General features: G+C 63.4%; 26 protein-coding genes. 14 read left to right on the top strand and 12 right to left on the bottom strand.

Annotated features, from left to right (window positions below):
- Positions 1-83 precede the first annotated feature (83 nt).
- Genes AC1Q6J_RS12995 through AC1Q6J_RS12980 form a run of 4 tightly spaced genes read left to right on the top strand, consistent with a single transcriptional unit; the run spans position 84 to position 3984 of the window.
- Positions 84-1019 carry a peptidylprolyl isomerase gene (locus AC1Q6J_RS12995; protein ID WP_492279691.1) on the top strand — a complete coding sequence of 312 codons (936 nt, stop codon included), beginning with the start codon at positions 84-86 and terminating at the stop codon, positions 1017-1019.
- Between the two features lie 22 nt (positions 1020-1041).
- Entirely contained in the window at positions 1042-2049 is a 1008-nt protein-coding gene (pdxA, locus tag AC1Q6J_RS12990) for a 4-hydroxythreonine-4-phosphate dehydrogenase PdxA (RefSeq protein WP_492279690.1), read from the top strand.
- Positions 2046-2912, top strand: coding sequence for a 16S rRNA (adenine(1518)-N(6)/adenine(1519)-N(6))-dimethyltransferase RsmA (gene rsmA / locus AC1Q6J_RS12985; protein ID WP_492279689.1), 867 nt, complete (start codon positions 2046-2048; stop codon positions 2910-2912). The genes pdxA and rsmA overlap by 4 nt, the downstream gene beginning before the upstream one ends.
- 13 nt (positions 2913-2925) lie before the next feature.
- Positions 2926-3984, top strand: coding sequence for an alcohol dehydrogenase (locus AC1Q6J_RS12980; protein ID WP_492279688.1), 1059 nt, complete (start codon positions 2926-2928; stop codon positions 3982-3984).
- Positions 3985-3992: 8 nt separating this feature from the next.
- Here the strand turns inward: AC1Q6J_RS12980 and AC1Q6J_RS12975 are convergent, their stop codons facing one another.
- Positions 3993-4670: a spermidine synthase gene (locus AC1Q6J_RS12975; RefSeq protein ID WP_492279687.1), complete on the bottom strand. Its 678-nt coding sequence runs from the start codon at positions 4668-4670 to the stop codon at positions 3993-3995.
- A 209-nt stretch (positions 4671-4879) separates the two neighbouring features.
- Between AC1Q6J_RS12975 and AC1Q6J_RS12970 the strand changes: the two genes are divergently transcribed.
- Positions 4880-5902 (top strand): hypothetical protein, encoded by a 1023-nt coding sequence (locus AC1Q6J_RS12970; RefSeq protein WP_492279686.1) that lies wholly within the window; start codon positions 4880-4882, stop codon positions 5900-5902.
- Positions 5903-5954: 52 nt separating this feature from the next.
- Here AC1Q6J_RS12970 and gmk read toward each other — a convergent pair whose 3' ends face one another.
- From gmk to fabG, 6 genes are all read right to left on the bottom strand, one after another.
- A complete protein-coding gene (gene gmk, locus AC1Q6J_RS12965) occupies positions 5955-6611 on the bottom strand; it encodes a guanylate kinase (RefSeq protein ID WP_492279757.1) in 657 nt (218 codons plus the stop codon).
- 6 nt (positions 6612-6617) lie between these two features.
- A complete protein-coding gene (locus tag AC1Q6J_RS12960; RefSeq protein ID WP_492279685.1) occupies positions 6618-7505 on the bottom strand; it encodes a YicC/YloC family endoribonuclease in 888 nt (295 codons plus the stop codon).
- Positions 7506-7621: 116 nt separating this feature from the next.
- Positions 7622-8974 carry an endolytic transglycosylase MltG gene (gene mltG / locus AC1Q6J_RS12955; RefSeq protein WP_492279684.1) on the bottom strand — a complete coding sequence of 451 codons (1353 nt, stop codon included), beginning with the start codon at positions 8972-8974 and terminating at the stop codon, positions 7622-7624.
- A 141-nt stretch (positions 8975-9115) separates the two neighbouring features.
- Positions 9116-10381, bottom strand: coding sequence for a beta-ketoacyl-ACP synthase II (fabF, locus tag AC1Q6J_RS12950; RefSeq protein WP_492279683.1), 1266 nt, complete (start codon positions 10379-10381; stop codon positions 9116-9118).
- Between the two features lie 111 nt (positions 10382-10492).
- Complete coding sequence (locus AC1Q6J_RS12945; protein WP_006610957.1) at positions 10493-10732, bottom strand: acyl carrier protein; 240 nt, start codon at positions 10730-10732, stop codon at positions 10493-10495.
- A gap of 301 nt (positions 10733-11033) precedes the next feature.
- A complete protein-coding gene (gene fabG, locus AC1Q6J_RS12940) occupies positions 11034-11771 on the bottom strand; it encodes a 3-oxoacyl-[acyl-carrier-protein] reductase (RefSeq protein ID WP_492279682.1) in 738 nt (245 codons plus the stop codon).
- A 350-nt stretch (positions 11772-12121) separates the two neighbouring features.
- Here fabG and eat point away from each other — a divergent pair, with 350 nt between their 5' ends.
- The 3 genes from eat to eutC are packed head-to-tail and all read left to right on the top strand — an operon-like array spanning position 12122 to position 15734.
- Entirely contained in the window at positions 12122-13534 is a 1413-nt protein-coding gene (gene eat / locus AC1Q6J_RS12935; RefSeq protein ID WP_492279681.1) for an ethanolamine permease, read from the top strand.
- Positions 13535-13560: 26 nt separating this feature from the next.
- Positions 13561-14955, top strand: a complete 1395-nt coding sequence (locus tag AC1Q6J_RS12930; RefSeq protein ID WP_492279680.1) for an ethanolamine ammonia-lyase subunit EutB — start codon at positions 13561-13563, stop codon at positions 14953-14955.
- Positions 14952-15734: an ethanolamine ammonia-lyase subunit EutC gene (gene eutC, locus AC1Q6J_RS12925; protein ID WP_492279679.1), complete on the top strand. Its 783-nt coding sequence runs from the start codon at positions 14952-14954 to the stop codon at positions 15732-15734. Before AC1Q6J_RS12930 ends, eutC begins: the two co-directional genes overlap by 4 nt.
- 175 nt (positions 15735-15909) lie before the next feature.
- On the opposite strand, the gene fabD is transcribed toward eutC, so the two are convergent.
- Positions 15910-16863, bottom strand: a complete 954-nt coding sequence (gene fabD / locus AC1Q6J_RS12920; RefSeq protein ID WP_492279678.1) for an ACP S-malonyltransferase — start codon at positions 16861-16863, stop codon at positions 15910-15912.
- A 205-nt stretch (positions 16864-17068) separates the two neighbouring features.
- On the opposite strand from fabD, the gene AC1Q6J_RS12915 reads away from it, so the two are divergent.
- From AC1Q6J_RS12915 to rplI, 6 genes are all read left to right on the top strand, one after another.
- Entirely contained in the window at positions 17069-17266 is a 198-nt protein-coding gene (locus tag AC1Q6J_RS12915) for a hypothetical protein (RefSeq protein WP_492279677.1), read from the top strand.
- The gene (locus AC1Q6J_RS12910) at positions 17263-17478 is read left to right on the top strand and encodes a hypothetical protein (RefSeq protein WP_492279676.1); all 216 of its coding nucleotides are present in this window, start codon (positions 17263-17265) and stop codon (positions 17476-17478) included. Before AC1Q6J_RS12915 ends, AC1Q6J_RS12910 begins: the two co-directional genes overlap by 4 nt.
- A 304-nt stretch (positions 17479-17782) precedes the next feature.
- Positions 17783-18259: a 30S ribosomal protein S6 gene (gene rpsF / locus AC1Q6J_RS12905; RefSeq protein ID WP_019197431.1), complete on the top strand. Its 477-nt coding sequence runs from the start codon at positions 17783-17785 to the stop codon at positions 18257-18259.
- Positions 18260-18264: 5 nt separating this feature from the next.
- A complete protein-coding gene (gene rpsR, locus AC1Q6J_RS12900) occupies positions 18265-18504 on the top strand; it encodes a 30S ribosomal protein S18 (RefSeq protein ID WP_002711478.1) in 240 nt (79 codons plus the stop codon).
- 137 nt (positions 18505-18641) lie between these two features.
- The gene (locus AC1Q6J_RS12895) at positions 18642-19610 is read left to right on the top strand and encodes a DUF2232 domain-containing protein (protein ID WP_492279675.1); all 969 of its coding nucleotides are present in this window, start codon (positions 18642-18644) and stop codon (positions 19608-19610) included.
- 56 nt (positions 19611-19666) lie between these two features.
- Positions 19667-20269, top strand: coding sequence for a 50S ribosomal protein L9 (rplI, locus tag AC1Q6J_RS12890; protein WP_492279674.1), 603 nt, complete (start codon positions 19667-19669; stop codon positions 20267-20269).
- A 64-nt stretch (positions 20270-20333) separates the two neighbouring features.
- Here rplI and AC1Q6J_RS12885 read toward each other — a convergent pair whose 3' ends face one another.
- The 4 genes from AC1Q6J_RS12885 to AC1Q6J_RS12870 form a co-directional block, all read right to left on the bottom strand.
- The gene (locus AC1Q6J_RS12885) at positions 20334-20789 is read right to left on the bottom strand and encodes a PaaI family thioesterase (RefSeq protein WP_492279673.1); all 456 of its coding nucleotides are present in this window, start codon (positions 20787-20789) and stop codon (positions 20334-20336) included.
- 8 nt (positions 20790-20797) lie between these two features.
- Positions 20798-21613 carry an amidohydrolase family protein gene (locus tag AC1Q6J_RS12880; protein WP_492279672.1) on the bottom strand — a complete coding sequence of 272 codons (816 nt, stop codon included), beginning with the start codon at positions 21611-21613 and terminating at the stop codon, positions 20798-20800.
- The gene (locus AC1Q6J_RS12875) at positions 21610-22215 is read right to left on the bottom strand and encodes a TetR/AcrR family transcriptional regulator (protein ID WP_492279671.1); all 606 of its coding nucleotides are present in this window, start codon (positions 22213-22215) and stop codon (positions 21610-21612) included. The genes AC1Q6J_RS12880 and AC1Q6J_RS12875 overlap by 4 nt, the downstream gene beginning before the upstream one ends.
- 104 nt (positions 22216-22319) lie before the next feature.
- The gene (locus tag AC1Q6J_RS12870; RefSeq protein WP_492279670.1) at positions 22320-23180 is read right to left on the bottom strand and encodes a hypothetical protein; all 861 of its coding nucleotides are present in this window, start codon (positions 23178-23180) and stop codon (positions 22320-22322) included.
- Positions 23181-24039: the final 859 nt, after the last annotated feature.

Genomic DNA, 24039 nt, shown 5'->3' with positions numbered 1-24039 from the left:
GCCGCAAACTCGGGGTTGATTTCGCCGAACGCGCGCTGGAATCTCCAGCTTTCGCCACGAGGGATTTGAAGACGGGTTTGAATATGATCGCGACTGTTTTTCTTCGCTCTGCACGAACAATTTCGCTCGCCGCTGCCGTTCTCGTCATGTCGGGCTTTGGCTCCGGCGTCATGGCGCAATCCGTCGCAGCGATGGTGAATGGCGAGCCCATTACCAATTTCGACATCGACCAGCGCATCAAGCTCACGCAGCTTACGACGCGGAAAGCAATCTCCCGGCAAGAAGCGCTCGACGAATTGATCAACGACAAGCTCAAGATCAAGGAAGGCAAACGGTACGGCCTCGACATGTCGTCGTCGGATATCGACGGCGCATACGGCAACATGGCATCGCGCATGCGCCTGAATCCCGAGCAGCTCAACAAAACGCTCGAAGGTCACGGCATCCGCCCTGAAACCCTCAAGGGCCGTATCAAGGCCGACATGACCTGGGGCAACCTGGTGCGCGGCCGGTTCCAGTCCAGCTTCCTCGTCCCGGAAAAGGATCTCGCCGGAATAGATACGTCCGGCAGCAAGTCGGAAGGCGAAAGCTTCGAGTATCTCGTCCGCCCGATCGTTCTGATTGTGCCGCGCGGCTCCGCGCCCGCCGCCATCGAAGCGCGCCGCAAGGAGGCTGAGTTGCTTCGCAACCGCATCCAGTCCTGCGAAGAAGCGCAGGAGCTGTTCCGGTCGATGCGCGATGCCGCGATCCGCGATCAACTCACCAAGACCTCAGCGGACCTTCCGCCGAACCTGCGCGAACTGCTCGACAAGATGCCCATCGGCAAACTGACGCCGCCGGAAGTCACCAAACAGGGAGTGGAAATGGTGGCGCTGTGCAGCCGCAAGCCAACCAAGGCCGACACGCCTGCCAAGCGCGAAGCGCGCGAGAAAATCTACAACCAGAAGTACGAAGCCAAGTCCAAGTCGTATCTTGAGGAAGTCCGCAAGGGCGCCATGATCGAGATGCGCAACAAATGAGCTCACCAGCGGCGCCGCGGCCATGACCAAAGCTTTGGCGCTGACGATCGGCGAACCCGCAGGCATCGGTCCTGACATCGCTATCGCCGCTTGGCTGAAGCGGCGCGAACTCGATCTTCCCGCGTTCTATCTGATCGGCGACAGCACCTTCATCGCAGCCCGCGCCCGGACGCTGGGTGTCAGCATTCCGACCACCGACACGACCACCGAAGACGCCGCCGGCGTTTTTGCAGATGCTCTTCCGGTGGTCACGACCCGCGTGGCGGCGACGGCAAAACCCGGACAGCCCGACGACAGCAGCGCACCGGCGGCCATTGCATCGATCCGGCACGCGGTCGCCGACGTTATTGCCGGACGCGCCAGCGCGGTCGTCACCAATCCGATCGCCAAGAGCGTGCTCTATCGGGCGGGCTTCTCACATCCCGGTCACACCGAATTCCTGGCGCAGCTCTCCGCTGCGGTGAACGGCTCGGTGCCTCATCCGGTGATGATGCTGTGGTCGCCCGAGCTTGCCGTGGTGCCGGTGACGATCCACCTGCCACTGCGCGATGCCATCACGCAACTGACCAGCGATCTCATCGTCAGGACCGCGCGCATCGTCGCGGCGGATTTGCAGGCCCGGTTTGGCATCGTCCGCCCCCGCCTCGCGGTCTCCGGCCTCAATCCGCATGCCGGCGAGGACGGCTCGCTCGGCACCGAGGACCAATCGATCATCGCGCCGGCGGTTGCGGCGCTTCGCGCCGACGGCATCGACGTCCGGGGCCCGTTGCCCGCGGACACCATGTTTCATGCGGCGGCGCGGAAGACCTACGACTGCGCGATCTGCATGTATCACGACCAGGCGCTGATCCCGATCAAGACCATCGCCTTCGACGACGGCGTCAACGTCACGCTGGGACTGCCGTTCATCCGCACTTCGCCGGACCACGGCACCGCGTTCGACATCGCGGGCACCGGCCGCGCCAATCCGTCGAGCCTGATCGCGGCGCTGCGCCTCGCGGCGCGCATGGCCTCGGCATCGAAGGCATGAGCGCCATCGACGATCTGCCGCCGCTCAGCGACGTCATCCGCCGCTTTGAACTGTCGGCGCGCAAATCGCTCGGCCAGAATTTCCTGCTCGATCTCAACCTGACATCGCGGATCGCGCGCGCGGCCGCTCCGCTCGAGGACGCAACCATTGTTGAGATCGGCCCCGGCCCGGGCGGGCTGACGCGTGCCCTGCTCGCGCAGAACGTCAAGCGCGTCATCGCTGTGGAGCGCGACGCGCGCGCCATTCCCGCACTCGAAGAGATTGCGCAGCGCTATCCCGGCCGCCTGACCATTGTAAATGCAGACGCGACGACATTCGATCCGCGGCCGCATCTCCATGGCGAACGCGCGAAGATCGTCGCCAACCTGCCCTACAACATCGCGACCGCCTTGTTGATCGACTGGCTCAGCGCCGAACCCTGGCCGCCGTGGTACGACATGATGGTGCTGATGTTCCAGCGCGAGGTCGCCGAGCGCATCGTCGCCCGCGAAAATGACGAGGCCTACGGCCGGCTCGGCGTGCTGTCGAACTGGCGCGCCGAGACGAAGATCCTGTTCGACATCTCCCCCGGAGCCTTCGTGCCGCCGCCCAAGGTCACGTCGTCCGTGGTGCGGCTGATCCCGCGTGCGGCGCCGGAACCCTGCGACCGCCGCATGCTTGAGCGCGTGGCTGCCGCCGCCTTCGGCCAGCGGCGGAAAATGCTGCGGCAAAGCCTCAAGTCGCTGAATGCCGATCCGGCATTGCTTGCCGCCGCGGCCGGTGTCGATCCGACCCGCCGCGCGGAGACCATCCCGGTGTCCGGCTTTGTTGCCATGGCCCGCGAATTGGCGGATATAACAGCCGCAAAATCAAAAACAGTGTAACGGAGAAAGCCCAATGGCCCAGATGCGCCGCCAGTCTCTCGTCAAGTTCGATGCTCCGCTCTGCGAAACCATCGTGGAGACCCCGAAGCCCCAGGGCCGGGAAGTTCTGGTGCGCATCGAGCGCTGTGGCCTGTGCCATTCCGACCTGCACATCCAGGACGGCTACGCCGATCTCGGCGGCGGCAAGAAGCTCGACACCACGCGCGGCATGACCCTGCCCTTCACCCTCGGTCACGAGATCGCCGGCGTCGTCGACGAAGTCGGCCCCGACGCGGACAAGTCCCTGATCGGCAAGAAGATGGCAGTCTTCCCCTGGATCGGCTGCGGCCAGTGCCGCGACTGCCAGAACGGCGACGAGAACCTTTGCGCACGCAACCGCTTTCTCGGCGTGTCGATCGACGGCGGCTTCGCCAGCCACGTCCTCGTGCCCGACCAGAAGTATCTCATCGACTACGGCCAGGTGCCGGTCGATACGGCGGCGACGCTGATGTGCTCGGGCATCACCGCTTACGGCGCACTGAAGCGCCTGGTCGATCGGCCGCGCCAGCGCAATCTGCTGCTGATCGGCCTCGGCGGCGTCGGCATGATGGGCGTCTCGCTCGCGCAGGCGATGTTCAAGCAGCCGGTCACGGTCGCCGATCTCAGTGCATCGGCCCGCGATGCGGCGCTCAAGAACGGCGCCTCGGCCGCTTACGATCCGACAGAAGCCGATATCGCCAAGCGCATTGTCAAGGAAACCGACGGCGGCTTCGACGGCATCGTCGATTTCGCCGGCAACGAGAAGTCGATGGCGTTTGCGACCTCCGTGGTGGCGCGCGGCGGCAAGATCGTGGTGTCGGGCCTGATGGGCGGCAACTTCAACCTGCCGATGGTGCAATGGATCTACAAGCGCATGACGGTCGAAGGTTTCATGACCGGCACTCTTGCAGAGGCTGAGGAACTGATGGCGCTCGCGCGCGCCGGCAAGGTGAAGCCGACGCCGATGAAGGAAGAGCCGATGGGCGACGTGCAGAAGTGGATCGACCAGTTGCGCGCCGGCAAGGTCGTCGGCCGCATCATGCTGACGAACTAGGCTCCTCCTTAGAGGCTTAGCCGGATCGCAATCCAGATCACATGACGCGCGCCACCACGCTTGCCGTTGGCGCGCGTTTTGATTTCATCCACATCGAAACCGGCTGCGCTCAGCCGCTGGGTGAAGCGCGGATCTGGGCCTGACGACCACACCGCGAGCACACCGCCGGGACGCAGCGCCGCATGCGCGGCGGCAAGGCCGCTCTTGTTGTAGAGCGCGCCGTTGGCTTCGCGGCTTAGCCCTTCGGGCCCGTTGTCGACATCAAGCAGGATGGCGTCGAACGCTCCCCGCTCAGCACGTATCAGCGCGCCGATGTCCTTCTCGCGGACGGACACACGCGGATCGGCTAGGCTGTCGCCGAACACCTCCGCCATCGGTCCGCGCGCCCACGCCACCACCTCCGGCACCAGTTCGGCGACGACGATCCGCGCATCCGCGCCAAGCACAGACAACGCCGCGCGCAAGGTGAAACCCATGCCGAGACCGCCGATCAGGAGCCGCGGCTTCTTGCATCCCTGCAACCTCTCGCAAGTCAGCGTGGCGAGCGCCTCTTCCGAGCCGCTCAGGCGGCTGTTCATCAGTTCGTTCTGGCCGAGCTTGATGGAGAATTCGGCGCCGCGCCGCATCAGGCGAAGCTCGCCGCCGCCGGGGATTCGCGCGGTATCCAGCAGGATCCAGGGGATCAACGATATGTCCTCGATTGTTGAGCGCGGCGCGCGGCAGCCTCTCGTTACGCCATACGGGTTCCCGAATGCCAGCCAGAATTGAGCAAAAGGGACCCTGCCCGTGCGCCCGAATGTTGCCCCAGCCTGTCCGGATTTGCGGCCTATTCCGACCCAACTTGTCGCTGAAAACGCAACGAGAGAATGGGTCCGTGTTGCGTAAGGGGGACAGAATGTCAAACCGCACCGCCGCAATTGCTTGTGCCGTCATCGCAGGCTGCGTTTCAATCCTTGGCACATCCCTTGGCACATCGGTGTCGGTAAACGCGGCGCCCGCCGCGGAACCCGCGGCCCAAAACGAATGTCTCTCGGCGCCGAAGGGCGCGACGCCGGCGGGCGCACATTGGTATTACCGCATCGAGAAAGGCACCAAGCGCAAGTGCTGGTATCTCGCAGACGAAGTCGCCAAGACGACGAAGGCGGCAACACCGGCCCCGGCATCATCGGACACCGCCGAAGCGGATACGCCGCCTCCGACAAGGATCACACCTGCGCCGAAGCAGGAAACTGCGAAAAAGCCCATTCAGAAATCGATCGCAAATGCACGCGCCGAATTAACCACCGGAACGGACGACGATCCGTCGCTTGCGGAAACAACGTGGCCGCCGATGCCTTCGCCTGCCGCCGCGGACGTCCGCGCCGACAATCAGGTGGCCGCGATCCAGCCGGCTCCTGAAGCTGCGCCCAAGCAAGGCTGGAATGTCGCGACGCGCTGGCCCGAACCGACCACCCCGGCCTCCGCCAGCGATCAGCCCGCCGCTGTAACACCGGCACCTGCGCAGCCTGCTCCTGTTCTGACCGCCGAACGTCTTGCCACAGCCGCTGCACCGACACCAGCGACGGCCACTGCGCCGGCGGCATCGCCGCAACAGGCTACACAGCCTGCGGACAGCGAAGGCTTGTCGCTCCGAGTCTTGCTGAGCATCCTCGTCTGCGTGCTGGCGCTCGCCGCCATCGTCGGCCCGCTGCTGTTCAAGTACTTCCGGCCGAAGCCGCGTGAAGACGAACGCACCCATGGTCAGCGCCGTCAGATCTGGGACCTGAGCGAATCCGGCCGCGCAATTCTGCAAGACAACCCGGCGCCGGCGCTGGCACCGCACTACGTAGACACCCTGCCCGAGCCGCGCATGCTGGACGTTACCACCGATGAAATCGAGGAGTTGCTCGCGCGTGTTTCAAAGCGTTCGGCGGCATAGGCTCAACGCATAAAAGGCGCAACGCTTGAAACGGCGGGCGAAAACCCGCCGCTTACTTTTCGAGCTGCTTCTGCAATTCCCGCACGAAGGCCGACAGTCCGGTCTGGCGTTCACGCTTCAGCCGTTCGGCCCTGAGAATGGTCACAACCTGGGAATACGCTTCGTCCAGCTCTTTGTTGGTGACGACATAGTCGTATTCCGCCCAATGGCTCAGTTCGTGGCTGGCGCGGCTCATGCGCCCGGCGATCACCTCATCGGAATCCTGTGCGCGGGTGTGCAGCCGCTTTTCGAGATCGGCGGCGGACGGCGGCAGGATAAAAACGCTGACGACATCGGCGCGGGCCTTCTCGCGCAATTGCTGCGTGCCCTGCCAGTCAATATCGAACAGCACGTCCTGCCCTGAGGATAGCGCGTCCTCGACCGGCTGACGCGGCGTGCCGTAAGAATTGTCGAACACGGTTGCGTGCTCGAGCAATTCCCTGCCCTTCACCATGGCGTCAAACTTCGGCTTGTCGATGAAGTAGTAGTGTTCGCCATCGGTCTCGCCCGGACGTTTGGCGCGCGTGGTCACCGACACCGACATGCGCAGATCGGGCATCTTCTCGATCAGCATGCGCGCCAGCGTGGATTTCCCCGCGCCCGACGGCGACGACAGCACGAACATCAGTCCGCGCCGCTCACCGCCTCTCAAGGTGCCCCCCGCCGCCATCACCGCTTACTCCAGATTCTGAACCTGCTCGCGAAACTGCTCGACCACGCCCTTCATCTCAAGCCCGGTGTTGGTCAATTCGATATCGTTCGACTTCGAGCAGGTGGTGTTGACCTCGCGGTTGAACTCCTGCGCCAGGAAATCCAGACGGCGTCCCACCGCGCCGCCCTTGCCGAGCAGTTCGCGGGCCTGCGCGATGTGCGAGACGATGCGGTCGAGTTCTTCGCGGATGTCCGCCTTCGCCGCGATCAGGATCGCCTCCTGATTGAGCCTGTCAGTGTCGAAACGATCCGACGTCTCGAGCAAGGCCGCGACCTGTTCGGCGAGCCGTCCCCGGACTGCCTCCGGCTTGCGACCGGGAGCAGCTTCCGCCCGTTTCGCGAGGCTTTCGATCTCGTCCATGCGTTGCGCAAGGATCTGGCCAAGCGCGACGCCTTCACGTTTGCGCATATCGATCAGGCTTTGCAGCGCCTGCTCGAACGACGCCGAGACGGCCGCGCGCGCGGCCTGCATTTCGGCCTCGTCGTTCTCAGGCTCAACGACTTCGATGACGCCCTTGATTCCAAGCAACCCGTCGACGCTCGGCGCGACGGCATCGGTCCGCGCGGAAATCTCGCTCGCCACTTTCAGGATCGATGCGAGAACGTCCTCGTTGATGCGTACAATTGATCCCGCACCGGTGCGTTTCACCGTGAGGTTGGCATAGACAGTGCCGCGCGAGAGAAGCTCGGTGGCCCGCTTGCGAGTCCCGGCCTCGATATCGTCCCATCCGACTGGCAACCGCATCCGGAAGTCAAAGCCCTTGGCGTTGACCGATTTCAACTCCCATTCGAACGCATAAGGTCCGCTGGTGCCGTGGCTTCGCGCAAAGCCGGTCATGCTCGACAGCGCCATCGCGAAAGTATCTCCGTTACTATGGTTCAACGACTCAACTGGTAAGCCGCCAGAGCAGCTCGCATCAGCCGTCAGCTTGTCCCTGAAATCGGCAGCGCACGCAAGCGAGAGCGGTGTTACTGCGTCTTCTCTTCTTCGGGCTCCGGCTCGGCGGGCGCCGCGGCCGGGGCGCGTTTTGCGGTGCGCTTGCGCGAGGCCGCGCCATCTGCCGCTGGCTCATTGGCCATGATGCTCGCAGGCGCGGATGCCTTTGGCGCAGCGGCCTTTGGCGTGGCCTTGGGAGCCGCACCGGCGGGCTTTGCGGGAGCCGCGGCGGCTGGCGCGCCTGTTGCGGGCACCGGTACCGTGGCAACCGGCGGCTGATCGTCAGCATCCACCGTATCATTCTGCTGCTGGCGCTCCATCGCGCGCAGCTTCGCAACACCCTTCTGATGCTGATCGTAAGTCTCGGAGAAGGAATGACCGCCGGTGCCATCGGCGACGAAGAACAGGTCACGGGTGCGTGCGGGATTGGCGGTGGCTTCGAGCGAAGCGCGTCCGGGATTGGCGATCGGCCCCGGCGGCAGGCCCTCGATTACATAGGTATTGTAGGGCGACGGCTGCTGGATTTCGCTGCGCTTGATCGGCCGGCCGAGGGTGCCCTTGCCGCCGACCAGACCATAGATGATGGTCGGATCGGATTGCAGCTTGATGCGCTGGCGCAGGCGGTTGGTAAACACCGCGGCGACGCGGCTGCGCTCGTCTGCCCTGCCGGTTTCCTTTTCCACGATGGACGCCAGCGTCACGAGCTGTTCCGGTGTGCGAACCGGAATCTCAACATTGCGGCGCGCCCAGACCTCCGCGAGGACCTTCTTCTGCGCCTGCTGCATGCGATGGATCACCTGATCGCGCTGCGTACCGCGCGGGAAATGATAGGTGTCGGGCAGCAGCGTGCCTTCGCGTGGCTGCTCTTTCAGCGAGCCCGAGAAAATGTCGTTGTCCTGAAGCCGGGCAACGATCTGCTCTGACGTCAGGCCTTCCGGAATCGTGATGGCATGCTGAACCACCTTGCCATCGACGATGGTGTTGATCACATCGCGCAGGCTGGCGTTCTTCTGGAACAGATACTCGCCGGACTTGAGACCGGAGCGCGCATTCATCGCCAGCACGCTGCCAATGAAAGTCCAGCGATCGGCGGAGATCACGCCGGCGCGCTGAAGAATGTCGCCAATGTCGGTCATGCCGGCACGCGGCGGGATATTGACGACCTTGTCTTCCGCGAGCGGGCCTTTGGCCTCGATCGTTTTCTTGCCGTAGAAAAAAGCGCCGCCAGCAAGCAGCATTGCGACGATCAGAAACGTGAAGATGGCATTGCCGACGACAACGAACGTACTTCGGGCGCGTTGCGAGTGCTTTGGCGGCTGCGGCACCTGCTCGGGCTCGAGCGCCGCACGCGGACTACGTGGCGCGATGGGGGGTCTCTGACTCATTGAGCAACCTAAAATCTTGCCGGCGTTTAGCGTGTCGGTTCAGCGTTATACGCGCGCCCGTGAGAGAAATTATGTCCGAATGAGGCAAAACCTTGAAGACAGTTTTGCCCGTTCCGTCAGTCTATTAACTCTTGAAACGCTCTAGTTCGCCAGCCGCCGGACGACCAGCGACGCATTGGTGCCGCCAAATCCAAACGAATTCGACAGGGCCACGTTGATTTCGCGGGGCCTTGCCTTATTCGGGACCAGGTCGATCGCGGTCTCGACGGAGGGATTGTCGAGGTTGATCGTCGGCGGCGCGACGTTATCCCGAATCGCCAGAATGCAGAAGATCGCTTCGATCGCGCCCGCCGCACCCAGCAAATGGCCGGTCGAGGACTTGGTCGACGACATCGATACTTTCGATGCCGCATTGCCGAGCAGCCGCTGCGCCGCGCCAAGCTCGATCTCGTCGCCGAGCGGCGTCGAGGTTCCGTGAGCGTTGATATAGTCGATGTCGGAGGCCGTCACGCCGGCACGCTTCATCGCCGCGCTCATGCAGCGGAATGCGCCGTCGCCGTCTTCGGCGGGAGCGGTAATGTGATAGGCATCGCCGGTCAGACCGTAGCCGACGATTTCGGCATAAATCTTCGCACCACGCTTTTTCGCGTGCTCGTATTCCTCGAGCACCACGACGCCGGCACCCTCGCCCATCACGAAGCCATCGCGATCCTTGTCATAGGGCCGCGACGCGATGGTCGGATTATCGTTGTATTTGGTCGCCATCGCGCGGAGCGCGCAGAAGCCGCCCATGGCGAGGCGGTTGACTGCGGACTCAGCGCCACCCGCCACCATCACGTCGGCATCGCCGAATGCGATCAGACGGCTGGCGTCGCCGATGGCGTGCGCGCCGGTCGAACAGGCCGTCACCACCGCATGGTTCGGACCCTTGAGGCCGTGCTTGATCGACACATAGCCCGACGCGAGATTGATCAGGCGGCCGGGAATGAAGAACGGCGACAGCTTGCGCGGCCCGCGTTCCTTCAGGATCACAGCGGCTTCACCGATGCCCTCGATGCCGCCGATGCCGGAGCCGATCATGGTGCCGGTGGCGCAGCGGTCTTCTTCCGTCGCCGGATGCCAGTTGGCGTCGTCAAGCGCCTGGCTCGCAGCGGCCATGGCGAAGATGATGAAATCGTCGACCTTGCGCTGCTCCTTCGGCTCCATCCAGTCGTCGGGATTGAAGGTGCCGTTGCTGCCGTCGCCACGCGGAACCACGCATGCGATCTGGCAGGTCAGGTCGGAGACATCGAAATGTTCAATGCGCCTTGCGCCGCTCTCGCCGTTGAGGATGCGTTTCCAGGTTGGCTCGACGCCATTGGCGAGCGGCGAAACCATGCCCAGACCCGTGACGACAACCCTCCGCATAACTTTCCTCTCCGGCTCAGTCCGTAGCAGCCAGTCGGCACCACCATGACAGCAAGACGGCGGGTCGTTCGATCACAACCCGCCGCGTGTCATTGTGGCTGCGCGCTGGCGTCAGCTCTTGGCGTTCTTCTCGAGAAACTTCGTGGCGTCGCCCACGGTGAGAATGGTTTCGGCGGCGTCGTCTGGAATTTCGCAGCCGAATTCTTCTTCAAACGCCATCACGAGTTCGACCGTATCGAGGCTGTCGGCGCCGAGATCGTCGATGAAGCTCGCATTGTCGACAACCTTTTCGGGTTCGACACCAAGGTGCTCGACCACGATCTTCTTAACTCGCTCGCCAATCTCACTCATCGTTTAACCTCGTGCTTGTTCCATTAAACTCGACCGCAAAACGATACGAGCCCCTCGCGGTGCGAAAAAATGCAAATTCGTGCCGTCCGTACCACGCATCCCTGTCCCTTCGCCACATGGACGAAGTCACCGAAAACGGCGGCTGGCGCCGGAACGGCAATATACGGGGTTTGGCGATCCTGCAATGGCGTTTTCCCCAACCGATTGCCGTTCGGTTACCATACTTCCCCGGACTTGACCACACAGCCCCGGCCACCGTCCAGCAGCCATTCCGCTTGACAAAAACCCTGTGGAACAGGGTCTAAATCATGGCCATTCCGCCGTTGACGTGGATGGTCTGCCCCGTCACGTAGGCCGCCTCATTGGAGGCAAGGTAAACGGCGGCGGCGGCAATGTCGTCCGGCGTCCCGAGACGCCCGGCGGGCACCTTGCCAAGCACCGCCTCGCGCTGCTTTTCGTTCAGCACGTCCGTCATCGGCGTTGCGATGAACCCGGGTGCAATGCAATTGGCCGTCACATTGCGGCGCGCATATTCCGCGGCGACTGATTTCATCATTCCGATCAATCCGGCTTTCGAGGCGGCATAGTTACCCTGCCCCGCATTGCCGGTGACGCCCACGACCGACGTGATCGCGATGATTCGCCCGAATCGCTTGCGCATCATCAGCTTGGTGGCGGCACGCGCGAGACGAAACGTAGCGGTCAGGTTGACCCGGATGACATCGTCGAAATCTTCATCGCGCAACTGCACGAACAGGTTGTCGCGCGTGATGCCCGCATTGGCGACCAGGATGTCGAGTTGTCCCATCGCCTTCTCGGCTGCCGGGACCAGTGCTTCGACCTCTGCCATATCGGACAGATTGCACGGCAGCACATGCACACGGTTCTTCAGTTCACCCGCCAGCGTGTCGAGCGCCTCGCGCCGGGTGCCCGAGATCGCAACCGTTGCACCTTGCGCATGCAGCGCGCGCGCGATCGCGCCGCCGATGCCGCCAGTCGCTCCGGTGACAAGTGCGGTCTTGCCAGTCAAATCGAACATGTCGCCCCCTTGGGAACAGCCCGGGAAATCCCGGGTCAAAATTCGTGCTCCGTTTGCCGCAAGAAAACGCGGTTCGTCAATGACCTATGCCTAATCTATTGCCACAAAACCGCCTGGTGTGGTGGTTCGTAAGTCCGCATCATGATGCTGCACGCCCTGTTTGCGGACCTGCGAACCAAAACCACCCTAGAATCATATTGATCCAGCATCCTTTTCGAATCCGAAATTCGCTGTGGCAGCACTGCGAAATGAGGCGAACTTCGGATTCTGGACACCAGGTTGAACTCCGCTCCACGGTCCCATGGCACCTCCCTTGCATATTGCCCTGCATCACAACGGAGGACAAACCGATGGCTCCCACCCAAGTCCCGTCTCATTCCGCCGGCCTGCAAAAGGTACTCGGCCCGTTCCAGCTCTGGGGCATCGCCGTGGGGCTCGTGATCTCGGGTGAATATTTCGGCTGGAGCTACGGCTGGAATACGGCCGGCACACTCGGCTTTCTGGTCGCCACGGTGCTCGTCGCGACGATGTATACAACCTTCATCTTCAGCTTCACCGAACTGTCGACTGCCATTCCGCATGCGGGCGGGCCTTTTGCTTATGCACGGCGCGCGTTCGGGCCGACCGGCGGCTTCATCGCCGGCTTTGCGACTTTGGTAGAATTCGTGTTCGCGCCTCCCGCCATTTCGCTCGCCATCGGCGCCTATCTCAATGTGCAGTTTCCCGGCATCAACCCGAAATTCTTCGCGCTCGGGGCCTACATCATCTTCATCGCGCTGAACTGGATCGGTGTCGGCATCGCCGCCGCGTTCGAACTGTTCGTGACAATTTTAGCGATTGCTGAACTGCTGGTGTTCATGGGGGTCGTCGCGCCGGGCTGGTCGATGGCGAACTTCGTCGCCAACGGCTGGGCGGGCAGCAACGTGCTCAATGGCGCGGCGATTTCCGGCATCTTCGCGTCGATTCCGTTCGCGATCTGGTTCTTCCTCGCGATCGAAGGCGCGGCGATGGCCGCGGAAGAAGCCAAGGACCCGCAGAAGACCATCCCGATCGCCTATGTCGCAGGCATTCTCACGCTGGTCGTCCTGGCATTCGGCGTCATGATCTTCGCGGGCGGCGTCGGCGACTGGAGCAAGCTTGCCAACATCAACGATCCGTTGCCGCAGGCGATGAAAGCCGTGGTCGGCGAGAACAGCGGCTGGCTGCACATGCTGGTGTGGATCGGCCTGTTTGGGCTGATCGCCTCGTTCCACGGCATCATCATGGGCTATTCGCGCCAGATCTTCGCGCTGGCGCGCGCAGGCTACCTGCCGAAGACGTTCGCGGCGCTCTCGCCGCGCTTCAACACACCGCACCGCGCGCTGCTGGCGGGCGGTATGATCGGCATCATTGCGATCTTCAGCGACGAATGGGTGCAGTTCGGCGGGCAGACGCTCACCGCCAACATCGTCACCATGTCGGTGTTCGGTGCGATCATCATGTACCTGATTTCGATGGCCGCGCTGTTCAAGCTTCGCCAGAGCGAGCCCGATCTGGTCCGCAGCTATCGCGCGCCGTTCTATCCGGCGTTCCCGGCGATCGCGTTTGGACTGGGGCTGGTTTGCCTGTTCGCCATGGTCTGGTTCAATGCTATGCTGACGCTGCTGTTCCTTGTGCTGATGGCCCTCGCCTATACCTACTTCAGGATGACCGCCGGTCAGCGCGACGCAGCAGCACCTGACGAGATGCTGTCGGTCACAACCGGCACCGTGCCCGCCGAATAAGGCATCCCAACGCGAGGTGGATACCGTTGCGCTATCGTACCGCCATCGATCAGCAACTGTTCGCCTTCGACGACCTGAAGCAGGTGATGGCGTTCGCGTCACCTGCGCGTTCGGGCGACTATCTCGCGGGCATCGGCGCCGCCACCGCGCAGGAACGGATGGCAGCGCGTCATGTGCTGGCGGAGGTGCCGCTGAAGCAGTTCCTCACCGAAGCATTGATCCCCTACGAGGACGACAACATCACGCGGCTGATCATCGACAGTCATGATGCGAAGGCGTTCGCGCCGGTCTCGCACATGACCGTCGGCGACTTCCGCAACTGGCTGCTGTCCGAGCAGGCGACGACCGATGCGCTCGCGGCGCTGGCGCGCGGCCTCACGCCGGAAATGGTCGCTGCCGTGTCCAAGATCATGCGCAATCAGGATCTGATCGCTGTGGCGCGCAAGTGCCGCGTCATCACGCGTTTCCGTGACACCATCGGACTTGGAGGCCATCTCTCGGTTCGCCTGCAACCCAACCACCCCACCGACGACCTGCGCGGCGTGGCCGCTTCCACGCTCGACGGCCTCCTGATGGGTTCCGGCGACGCAGTGATCGGACTGAACCCTGCGTCCGACAGCATGCCGGTACTCGGCGATCTGCTGCACATGCTGGACGAGGTGATCCAGCGTTTTGAAATCCCGACCCAGAGCTGCGTACTCACCCATGTCACCAACACGATTCAGCTCGCGGAGAGCGGCGCGCCGGTCGATCTGGTGTTCCAGTCGATCGGCGGCACCGAAAAGACCAACCTTTCCTTCGGCGTGACGCCGGAAATTCTCGACGAAGCGCAGGACGCGGCGCTGTCGCTGAAGCGCGGCACCATCGGCGACGACGTCATGTACTTCGAGACCGGCCAGGGCAGCGCGCTCTCCGCTGACGCGAATTTCGGTGTCGATCAGCAGACCTGCGAGGCCCGCGCCTACGCGCTTGCGCGGCGCTACAAGCCGTTGCTGGTGAATACCGTGGTCGGATTCATCGGCCCCGAATATCTCTACGACGGCAAGCAGATCATCCGCGCCGGTTTAGAGGATCATTTCTGCGGCAAGCTGCTCGGCCTGCCGCTCGGCTGCGACATTTGCTACACCAACCACGCCGAAGCCGATCAGGACGACATGGATACGCTGCTGGTGCTGCTGGGCAGCGCGGGCATCAGCTTCATCATGGGCATTCCCGGCGCAGACGACGTGATGCTGAACTATCAGAGCACGTCGTTTCACGACGCCCTGTTCCTGCGCGAGACCATGAATCTCAAGCGCGCGCCGGAATTCGAGGCATGGCTGCAACGCATGCAGATCACCGATGCCGACGGGCGATTGCGCCCACCCTCGCCCAATGCGCTGCTCGGCGGCATGGGCAATCTCAAATCGCTGGTCGCATGATGGACAAGAACGTGACCGAGTCTCCGTGGGCCGAATGGCGCAACGTGACGCCGGCGCGGCTGGCGCTTGGCCGCGCCGGTGCGGGTATGCCGACCGACGAGGTGCTGCGTTTCGGCTGGGCGCATGCGATGGCGCGCGATGCGATTCATGCCGCCCTGGACGTGCCGAAACTTGAAGCGGCATTGCATGACCAGGGCTGGACCGTCGCGCATACCCACAGCCGCGCGCCGGATCGCACCACCTACCTGCGCCGCCCCGATCTTGGCCGGGTGATCGATCCTGACGAGATCGCGAAATTGCGGACGGCGCCTCTCGTGCGCAGCGACGTCTGCATCGTGATCGGCGACGGCCTGTCGTCGCTGGCGATCGACCGCCATGCCGCGCCGCTGCTCGCGGCGCTGAAGCCGCATCTCGCCGATGAATTGAAGCAGGCACCGGTTGTGATCGCCACACAGGCACGGGTCGCGCTGGCCGACGAGATCGCAGAACTGTTGCAGGCGAAGCTGTCGATCATGCTGATCGGCGAGCGGCCGGGACTGAGTTCGCCGGACAGCCTCGGCATCTACATCACGCACGCACCATTTCGTGGGCGCAACGATGCCGGACGCAACTGCATTTCCAACGTGCGTCCGGAGGGGCTGAGCTACGCCGCCGCCGCCTTCAAGCTGGCGTGGCTGGTGCGCGAGGCGCTAGGCCGTGGCCTGACTGGCGTGGACCTGAAAGACGAGAGCGATCTGGCGCTGCTGAAATCAAAGGCAGCAACCCAGATCACAGGCTGACGGTTCGCGCATAAAAAAGCCGCCAGCGCCGGAAGACGCTGGCGGCAATGCCCCAGCCCAAAAAGGGGCACCGCTCAAAAACTGGAGTAAATGAGCAGCCCGAATGACGTAGCAACAATCGGGCCACGGCGGAACGCCGCGACGAGGCCCGCGCGAGCCAAGTCCGCCGGTAAGCTTAACGCGCCGCTGCGATCGCAGCCTTCGCTGCCTCGATGTCGCCCGGCCCACCGGCCGACACGCCGACCGCGCCGTCGGCAATGCGCTTGACCAGACCGGACAACACCTTGCCCGCTCCGATTTCGAGGAAATGCGTCACACCCTGCGACGCCATCCACGCCACGCTCTCGCGCCAGCGTACCGTTCCGGTCACCTGTTCGACCAGCCGTTTTCGGATTTCGTCCGGGTCGGTAATCGCCGACGCCAGCACGTTGGACACCACCGGCACCTTCGGCTTGTTGATGGTCACGCCCGCGAGCGCCTGCGCCATCGCGTCCGCCGCCGGCTGCATCAGGCGGCAATGGAACGGCGCGGACACCGGCAGCAGCATGGCACGCTTGGCGCCCTTGGTCTTGGCGATCTCAAGCGCGCGCTCGACGGCGGCCTTGTCGCCGGACACGACCACCTGCCCGCCGCCGTTGTCGTTGGCAGCCTGACAGACCTGACCCTGCGCGGCTTCGTCGGCCACCGCGACGGCGGCGGCGTAATCGAGCCCGAGCAGCGCCGCCATCGCGCCGACGCCCACCGGCACGGCCTTCTGCATGGCGAGACCGCGCGTCCGCAGCAGCTTCGCGGTGTCGCTGATGGAGAAGCTTCCGGCTGCGGCCAGCGCGGAATATTCGCCAAGCGAGTGACCGGCAACAAAGGCCGCGTCGCGCGCGATGTCGATGCCGGCTTCGGTCTCCAGCACACGCAGCGTCGCCAGCGACACTGCCATCAATGCAGGCTGGGCGTTCTCGGTGAGTTGCAGCGTTTCCGCAGGCCCCTCCCAGATAATCGCCGTCAGCTTTTCGCCGAGCGCCGCGTCGACCTCGTCGAACACAGCCTTGGCTGCCGGAAATGCGTCGGCGAGCGCTTTGCCCATGCCGACTGCCTGCGATCCCTGACCCGGAAAGGTGAATGCTGCTGTCATGAAAGTCCCCAAAGTGAGCAGGCCGTAAGACACCGCCGGGGCCACGGGTGTCAAGCCGTGGTGCGGTGAACCCGTGAACACGAAGCCTCATGGTCGGCCATCGGACGGCTCGTCCAGCGGCCCGGCAGGCCAGTGACCGAGCTGGGAGGGAACCCCGGTCCTGAATGTGAGTTTTACCTTCGGGGCACCCAGTGGAGTGCGCACCATGGAAAAAGATCCTCGCAAGCCACAGACGCTGGCTCTGGCGCCGGTTCTGATCTTCGCGCTGGTTCTCGCCGCCGTATTCGGGGCGGCGCTGATCACCACATTCGACCGCAGTCCGATGGTCGTGACCGCCACGGATACCGCACCGCCCGGCACGACGGGCCTGGCAAAATCCCGTCCGACCACGGAGCGCCGATGATCGTGAGCCACAATTCAGATGACACGGTTGGCGGCAAACGGGCCTACCGCAAGTTCCTCTGGGGCGCGGCCATAGGCGCCGTTATCCTTGGCGGCGCCTTGGGTTATTCCAGCCAGCGGATGGATGTCGGCAAGGTGCTTCCGATTGTTGGCGCCCCCTCCTTCCCGATTTCCCCTCATGCGGAAGCGCCGAGGCTGGCGGACACGAAATAGGGGTGACAAGCGGCCAAGGGGCTCAAAGCGTCGGCAAAACGGGCCTTTGAGGGGGTTTTCGGACCTCCATAAGCCCTGTTTTGCCTTGCAACCAGCCCCAGAATCCTTATAACCGCGCCATCCGTGGATCCCGGCCGGGAGCTGAACGGACGGTCTCACCAATCTCACCTTTGGCGATTTTGATGTGACAGGGCCAGTCGGTCCGTCGTCCCGTGCTTCCGCCTTCTGAGCAATATCGAGGTCCTTTCCGAAGGTCTCGAAGGGCTTGCCGCCAGGAACCGCGCTAACACTGGAAAGGACTCCCATGCCTCTTTACGAGCATGTTTTTCTCGCGCGTCAGGATGCGAGCGCCCAGCAGGTCGAGGAATTCACCACGCAGATTACTGGCGTGATCGAAGGTCTCGGCGGCAAGGTCACCAAGACCGAGAACTGGGGCGTGCGCTCCCTCACCTATCGCATGAACAAGAACCGCAAGGCTCACTTCATGCTGCTCAACATCGATGGCCCCGCAGCGGTGGTCGCCGAGATCGAGCGTCAGGAACGCATCAACGAAGACGTTATCCGTTATCTCACCGTTCGTGTCGACGAGCTGGAGGAAGGCCCCTCCGCCATGATGCGCAAGGCCGAGCGTGACCGCGACGAGCGCGGTGGCGGCGGCTTCCGTGGCGATCGTGAAGGCGGCGGATTCCGTGGCGGCGACCGCGAAGGCGGTGGCTTCCGTGGTGACCGTGGTCCGCGCCGTCCGCGTGACGAAGACGCAACCGCGTCGGTAGAGGAGTAAGAATCATGGCTGAAGCAGGTGCGCGCCGTCCGTTCTTTCGCCGCCGCAAGACGTGCCCGTTCACGGGCCCGAACGCGCCGAAGATCGACTACAAGGATTCCAAGCTGCTGATGCGTTACGTGTCCGAGCGCGGCAAGATCGTGCCGAGCCGCATCACGGCCGTGTCGGCAAAGAAGCAGCGTGAACTCGCCCGCGCCATCAAGCGCTCGCGGTTCCTCGGTCTGCTGCCTTACGTGATCCGCTAAACGACCGGGCGAGCGTGCGGCATTCGCGCGCTCGCCTGCTTTCTCGACGTTTATTCTCATAACATCGCGGGGTCGTCCCACGGTGGATGGTTGGGGTTCACAAAACCTCTAACTGCTCGAAAGGAGCAGGACAGCTGATGATGACAGGACTTCTCATTGCACTGGCGGCCGGCCTCGCGTCGGCACTGATGTTCGCGTCGATCATTTCCGGCGCGCTGATTTCGCTTGTCCTGTTTTACCTCGCGCCGCTCCCATTGATGGTCGCGGCACTCGGCTGGGGATCGGCCACCGCGCTGATCGGCGGCATTATCGCTGCGCTCGGCCTCGGCGCCCTCTTCGGCATCCCCTACATGGCCGCGTTCGCGCTGACCGTCGCGCTGCCCGCGTGGTGGCTCGGACATCTGACGCTGCTGGCGCGCCCGGTCTCGAACGATCCGCAACTCGCCAACCTCGCGCCGGCACTCGACTGGTATCCGACCGGGCGCATTCTGGTGTGGGCTGCGGTGTTCGCCACCGTCACCACCACAAGCGCGCTACTGACTCTCGGCTCCGACGATGCCACCATCAACGCCGCCTTGCGCCGCGGCCTGATGCGCATCATGGGCAGCAGTGGAACACCGACACCTGCCGGTGAAAGCGAACGCGTCATCGATGCATTGGTCGCGGTCGCGCCCGGTGCTGCGACCATCATCGCAATGATGACGCTGACGCTCAATCTGTGGCTATCGGCGAAAATCACCACCACATCCGGCCGGCTGAAGCGGCCGTGGCCCGACCTGCGCACCACCACGATGCCCAAGATGGTGCTGGCCGCGCTGCTGGCCGCCATCCTGCTCTGCTTTGTCGGCGGACTGCTGGCGATGCTGGCGCAGATCGCCACCGCCGCCCTGCTGATGACGTATGCCCTCACCGGCTTCGCGGTGCTGCACACCGTGACGCAGACTTTCTCGGGCCGCTCCTTCGTACTCGGCGCGGCTTATGCGGGCACGCTGTTCATCGGCTGGCCGCTGCTTGGAATGGTCGGCCTCGGTCTCGCCGACGCGATCTTCGGAATTCGACAAGCCTACTGGACACGGCACGGGCCGCCGCCCATGCCGACGACCTGACATTCAACCTAACGCGGCATCATCAACTCAACTCAGACACCGAACGGAGAACTCAAATGGAAGTCATTCTGCTGGAACGCGTGGCCAAGCTCGGCCAGATGGGCGACGTGGTCAAAGTGAAGGACGGGTTCGCCCGCAACTTCCTGCTCAAGCGCAACAAGGCGCTGCGCGCGACCAAGGAAAACCGCGAGAAGTACGACGGCATGAAGGCCGATCTCGAAGCCAAGAACATCAAGGCCAAGGGTGAAGCCACCGAGGTCGCCAAGAAGATCGACGGCCGCAACGTCGTCATCATCCGTCAGGCGTCGGAAACCGGCCAGCTTTACGGCTCGGTCTCGGTGCGCGACATCATGGCCGCGCTCGAAGCCGACGGCGTTTCGCTCAACCGCCAGCAGGTGCTGCTCGACGCGCCGATCAAGACCATCGGCCAGCACAAGATCACCATCGCCGTGCATCCGGAAGTCGAAGTGCATGTGTCGACGACGGTTGCCCGCTCCGAGGCTGAAGCCGAGCGCATCAACCGCGGCGAAGACGTCAACAGCCGCCAGGAAGACCGCGACGCAGCCGCAGAGGCTATCGCCGCTGCCGGCGAGTTCTTCGATCCGGAAGCGCAGCACGACGACGTTACCGAGCCGGCCGCTCCTGCCGAAGAGAAGTAAGACCTCGGCGCAAGCCGATCATTTACTGAAAAAAGCCCGGCCTCATCGAGGCCGGGCTTGTTGTTTAGCTGACCACCTTCGGCGCAATCGCCTGATCGATCATCGCAATCGATGCAAGGGCGGTGGCGGTGTGTTTCTCGGCGCCGTCGATCACGCAGAACACGTCGGCCGCGACGACCGACACCTGCCGTCCCGGCTTCACAACGCGTGCGCGGCAGATCAATCGATCCCCCGAAGCCGGTGCGAGCAGGTTCAGCTTGTACTCGGCGGTCAGCGCCGCCTGCCCCTTCACTGTCGCAGCCGCGATCGTGGTTGCATTGTCGATCAGGAACGCCGTGACGCCGCCGTGGAAGAATCCGTTCTGCTGCAACAGCTCCGGACGGCGATCCACCGACAGGACACATGTGCCGCGCGTGAGATCGGTCACCTCTGCGCCAACATGCGCCATGAATCCCTGACGCATGACGTTGCTGCGAATGCGGGCCGCAATCGGCGCAAAGTGATCGTCTGTTAGTTCCATCGCGGCTCTCATGTCGCGGCGAGCTTGAACGCGCGCACGGCATTGCCGCCGAGAAACAGCGCCTTGGCTTCGTCGTCCAGCGGCGCCTCGGAAAAACCTTCCAGCGCCTTGCGCGGGGCAATCATCGGCCAGTTGGTGCCGAACATCACCTTGGTCCGCCCGTGACCGGCCATGTATTTCACAAGGTTTTCCGGATAGCGATTGAAGGAATAAGCCGACGTGTCGATGTAAACGTTGGGATGCTTGGTGGCGACCGCGATAGCCTCCTCAGTCCACGGATACCCGATGTGCCCGCCAACGATCACCAGTTCGGGAAAATCCAGCGCAACCTGATCGATATAGGGAATCGGGCGCCCGACTTCGGACGGCTTCAGCGGTCCGGTGTGACCGATCTGCGTGCAGAACGGCACGCCGAGATCGCAGCACTCGGCAAAGATAGGGTAGAAGCGCCGGTCGGTCGGGGGCACCTCCCAAAGCCACGGCACCACGCGGATGCCCTTGAACCCGAGTACTTTCACGCAACGACGGACTTCGCGAACCGCCGCCATCGGATCTCGAATATCGACAGAGCCGATCCCGACAAGACGGTTCGGTGCGGCCTTCACCCAGCCGGCGACTTCATCGTTGGTGACGAGTTCGCCCATCGGCCCGATCCATGCACTGGTCAGACCGATATCGACATGCCCCTCATCCATGGCATCGAGTGTCGCCGACAGAGGCCATTGGCCGCCAAAATCATTGCGTGTCCACCGCTTGAGGCTGGCGAGCCAGGGCTGTGCCATGAACCGCTCGGTTGGATGCTGCATCCATGCGTCGACGATCATCGGGAACTCCCCTTATCAATCGTTGAGATTTTTGCTGTCAGCGCACGAACGGCGCATGCGATCAGCACGTCGGCATGATCGCGTGGATCGGATGGATCGCGGCCCGACAGCCACGCGCGGCAGACAAACTGCGCCGGGCCGATGATCTGGCTGAAGAACAGCGAGGCTTGCATCGGCAGCAGTTCACCGCTCGCGACCAATGGCGCGCGCCATGCCTCGACGCCTTCCGCAACGGTTGCGTTGCGTGCCTTGCGCGCGTCGCGCACGTCCTGCGCCCATTCGCTGCGCGATATCTCGAACAGGAAATTGGCTTCGCGGCGGTTGTTGACGACCCAATCCAGATGCGTGCGGATCAGACGCGCGATGCCCTCCTCCGCGCCAGGCGGCGGGTCGATCGCGTCGAGCATGGTGATGTGGTAGCGCCGCAGCAGTTCGAGAAACAGCGTCCCGGCCAGTTCGCGCTTCGAATTGAAGAAATGGAAGAAGCTGCCGTTGGATGCGCCTGCGCGTTCGCGGATCGTGGCCACAGTCGCACCCTCGAAACCGTCCCGATCGAACACCGCCAAGGCGGCAGCCAGCAGATCGTCGCGCGCACCAGCCATAGTGCCACCTCGTGATCGGTTAGAGCATCGCTCTAGAGTATTGCTCCAGTCAAGACGAAAGTCATTGTGCAGGCAAGCCCGCATGGACAGCCAAATTGCAGAATCTAGCGGGAGATCGGCGGTTCAGGCTTGCCAGCGGGCACCGGCGGCGGACCAACCGGCACAGCCTTGGGCGGAACTGGCGCGGGACCCATGTCGATGGTCAGAGGACCCGATGGGGTATCGTCCTTCGGTGGCACAGCCGCCACCTCGGCAGGCTTCGTGTCCTCCTTCGGCGCGGGCGTCACGGCGGGCACCGGGTCCGGGCGAGTTCCATCCACCTTGGCGGTCTCGGTCTTGCCGGAGTCCTTGGCCGCATTAGCCTTGTCCGCATCCGGCTTTGCGTCAGCAGACGGCGCGTCTTTCGGCGCCTCATGCCGCGCCTCGATCTTCGGCGGCGCAGGGTCTTTCCCGGCCTTGGCGGCCTCTCGGGCCGCCTGCCTCGCCGCCCTTCGTTCCGCAGCGGCCTTCTGCCGAGCCGTCATTGTTTGAGGATCGGGCGCTCCATTCTGCAATCCGTCGGCATCCGGCCGGGAAGCTTCGCGGGTCGGCTTGCGGCCCTTGGCGGCCTGTTCGGGACCCGGCTCCTGAGTCGGTTTCGGACCGGTTTTCGCTTCCTGGCCCTGCTTGGTCAAGTTGCCGCCGCCGGGCGCTGCATTTGCGGCACCGTTGGAGAGAACATAGGCGCTCATGGCCGCAGCCATGTCGGTGCTGGTAGTGTAGTGCTGGCGCAGGAAGCCCGGCAGTGATCCGGGTGAGACGCTTTTCAGCAATCCGCGCGAACTCTTGTGGCAGAGCGAGCAGGTGCTGGAGAAAATCTGGGAGGGAGGCTTGCCGGCTTCGAGATTCTGCGCGTCCGCCGGGATTGCCCCGAAACAGCCCAACACGAAAGCCACCGCCGCCAAAATGAGCGCTCGGCTCAACATCCAAGGTCTCCATAGCCAGTCAAGGACGGACGGCGGTTCATCCCTGCCCTCAGCCTCGGGTCACCTTTAGCGGATTATGAAGCGAATGGAAGCACCGAGATTTCGCATCAGGGTAACGTTGTTGATATTGCTGAGCTTCGTTTTGGCCCGGCCTGAGGGCCGAGTCAGATTCCGCTGCCGGGGGTAAAGCAGAAGACGTCCGCGCTGTACGCACGCTCAGGCCGGGGCGCGCAGAGGTGGCTGCGCCCGTCGGGGTTGTCGCGGTTCTGCTCGACTTTCTCAAGCGGGACACGAAGCCACTTCCCGTCTTCACGGCGTTTTGCAAACCAGACACCGTCTTCGACGCGAGCTTCGGTCGGGTAGCAGTCGTGTTGGCTACAGCAGGATAGACGAGGGTTATCCGGCCTCATCCATGTCGAATAAAACTTCTCGTGGATCTGCACGTCCTGCGGCGGATGCCGATGTTGCGCGAATGCGCGGACGGACCCGAACAAAAGCCCGGCGGAGATCAAGACAACAATGACGCGCCAAGTGATCACAAGCACCACTCCGGCCACGTTCCCGGCACGACCCGGGACTCGCTAAAAGTCTATCAGATATTGGCGGTCGGAAGGGCAACGGGGCCATCTGACGTTGTCGGCGGCCTGTAGCGCGATCTGGTCAAAGCCTGCCGGCGCGATCCGGATTCGCCGGGAACCATGGCCAGCAATATCAAAGCGATAGGCCCTGGTGACGAATGCCTCGCAACTGCATGAACCGTTAGAGGCCGCCAGAGCCGCTCCTTTTAGGCATACCGCCCCCGGCTCACCGGACAAAAACGCAGGGCAGCCTTCCGTGACAGTCGTCTACGGCAAATTGC

Source organism: Afipia sp. MLSD5-FHT05B12, from assembly GCF_058793355.1.
The sequence above is the reverse complement of the archived record's forward strand: the minus strand, read 5'-3'. Positions and strand labels throughout refer to the sequence as shown.

Excerpts from the sequence above, each read along its gene's own strand:
- AC1Q6J_RS12995 (WP_492279691.1), top strand. The coding sequence starts at position 84 with ATGATCGCGACTGTTTTTCTTCGCTCTGCACGAACAATTTCGCTCGCC.
- pdxA (WP_492279690.1), top strand. The coding sequence starts at position 1,042 with ATGACCAAAGCTTTGGCGCTGACGATCGGCGAACCCGCAGGCATCGGT.
- rsmA (WP_492279689.1), top strand. The coding sequence starts at position 2,046 with ATGAGCGCCATCGACGATCTGCCGCCGCTCAGCGACGTCATCCGCCGC.
- AC1Q6J_RS12980 (WP_492279688.1), top strand. The coding sequence starts at position 2,926 with ATGGCCCAGATGCGCCGCCAGTCTCTCGTCAAGTTCGATGCTCCGCTC.
- AC1Q6J_RS12970 (WP_492279686.1), top strand. The coding sequence starts at position 4,880 with ATGTCAAACCGCACCGCCGCAATTGCTTGTGCCGTCATCGCAGGCTGC.
- gmk (WP_492279757.1), bottom strand. The coding sequence starts at position 6,611 with ATGGCGGCGGGGGGCACCTTGAGAGGCGGTGAGCGGCGCGGACTGATG.
- AC1Q6J_RS12960 (WP_492279685.1), bottom strand. The coding sequence starts at position 7,505 with ATGGCGCTGTCGAGCATGACCGGCTTTGCGCGAAGCCACGGCACCAGC.
- mltG (WP_492279684.1), bottom strand. The coding sequence starts at position 8,974 with ATGAGTCAGAGACCCCCCATCGCGCCACGTAGTCCGCGTGCGGCGCTC.
- fabF (WP_492279683.1), bottom strand. The coding sequence starts at position 10,381 with ATGCGGAGGGTTGTCGTCACGGGTCTGGGCATGGTTTCGCCGCTCGCC.
- AC1Q6J_RS12945 (WP_006610957.1), bottom strand. The coding sequence starts at position 10,732 with ATGAGTGAGATTGGCGAGCGAGTTAAGAAGATCGTGGTCGAGCACCTT.
- fabG (WP_492279682.1), bottom strand. The coding sequence starts at position 11,771 with ATGTTCGATTTGACTGGCAAGACCGCACTTGTCACCGGAGCGACTGGC.
- eat (WP_492279681.1), top strand. The coding sequence starts at position 12,122 with ATGGCTCCCACCCAAGTCCCGTCTCATTCCGCCGGCCTGCAAAAGGTA.
- eutC (WP_492279679.1), top strand. The coding sequence starts at position 14,952 with ATGATGGACAAGAACGTGACCGAGTCTCCGTGGGCCGAATGGCGCAAC.
- fabD (WP_492279678.1), bottom strand. The coding sequence starts at position 16,863 with ATGACAGCAGCATTCACCTTTCCGGGTCAGGGATCGCAGGCAGTCGGC.
- AC1Q6J_RS12915 (WP_492279677.1), top strand. The coding sequence starts at position 17,069 with ATGGAAAAAGATCCTCGCAAGCCACAGACGCTGGCTCTGGCGCCGGTT.
- AC1Q6J_RS12910 (WP_492279676.1), top strand. The coding sequence starts at position 17,263 with ATGATCGTGAGCCACAATTCAGATGACACGGTTGGCGGCAAACGGGCC.
- rpsF (WP_019197431.1), top strand. The coding sequence starts at position 17,783 with ATGCCTCTTTACGAGCATGTTTTTCTCGCGCGTCAGGATGCGAGCGCC.
- rpsR (WP_002711478.1), top strand. The coding sequence starts at position 18,265 with ATGGCTGAAGCAGGTGCGCGCCGTCCGTTCTTTCGCCGCCGCAAGACG.
- AC1Q6J_RS12895 (WP_492279675.1), top strand. The coding sequence starts at position 18,642 with ATGATGACAGGACTTCTCATTGCACTGGCGGCCGGCCTCGCGTCGGCA.
- rplI (WP_492279674.1), top strand. The coding sequence starts at position 19,667 with ATGGAAGTCATTCTGCTGGAACGCGTGGCCAAGCTCGGCCAGATGGGC.
- AC1Q6J_RS12885 (WP_492279673.1), bottom strand. The coding sequence starts at position 20,789 with ATGGAACTAACAGACGATCACTTTGCGCCGATTGCGGCCCGCATTCGC.
- AC1Q6J_RS12880 (WP_492279672.1), bottom strand. The coding sequence starts at position 21,613 with ATGATCGTCGACGCATGGATGCAGCATCCAACCGAGCGGTTCATGGCA.
- AC1Q6J_RS12875 (WP_492279671.1), bottom strand. The coding sequence starts at position 22,215 with ATGGCTGGTGCGCGCGACGATCTGCTGGCTGCCGCCTTGGCGGTGTTC.
- AC1Q6J_RS12870 (WP_492279670.1), bottom strand. The coding sequence starts at position 23,180 with ATGTTGAGCCGAGCGCTCATTTTGGCGGCGGTGGCTTTCGTGTTGGGC.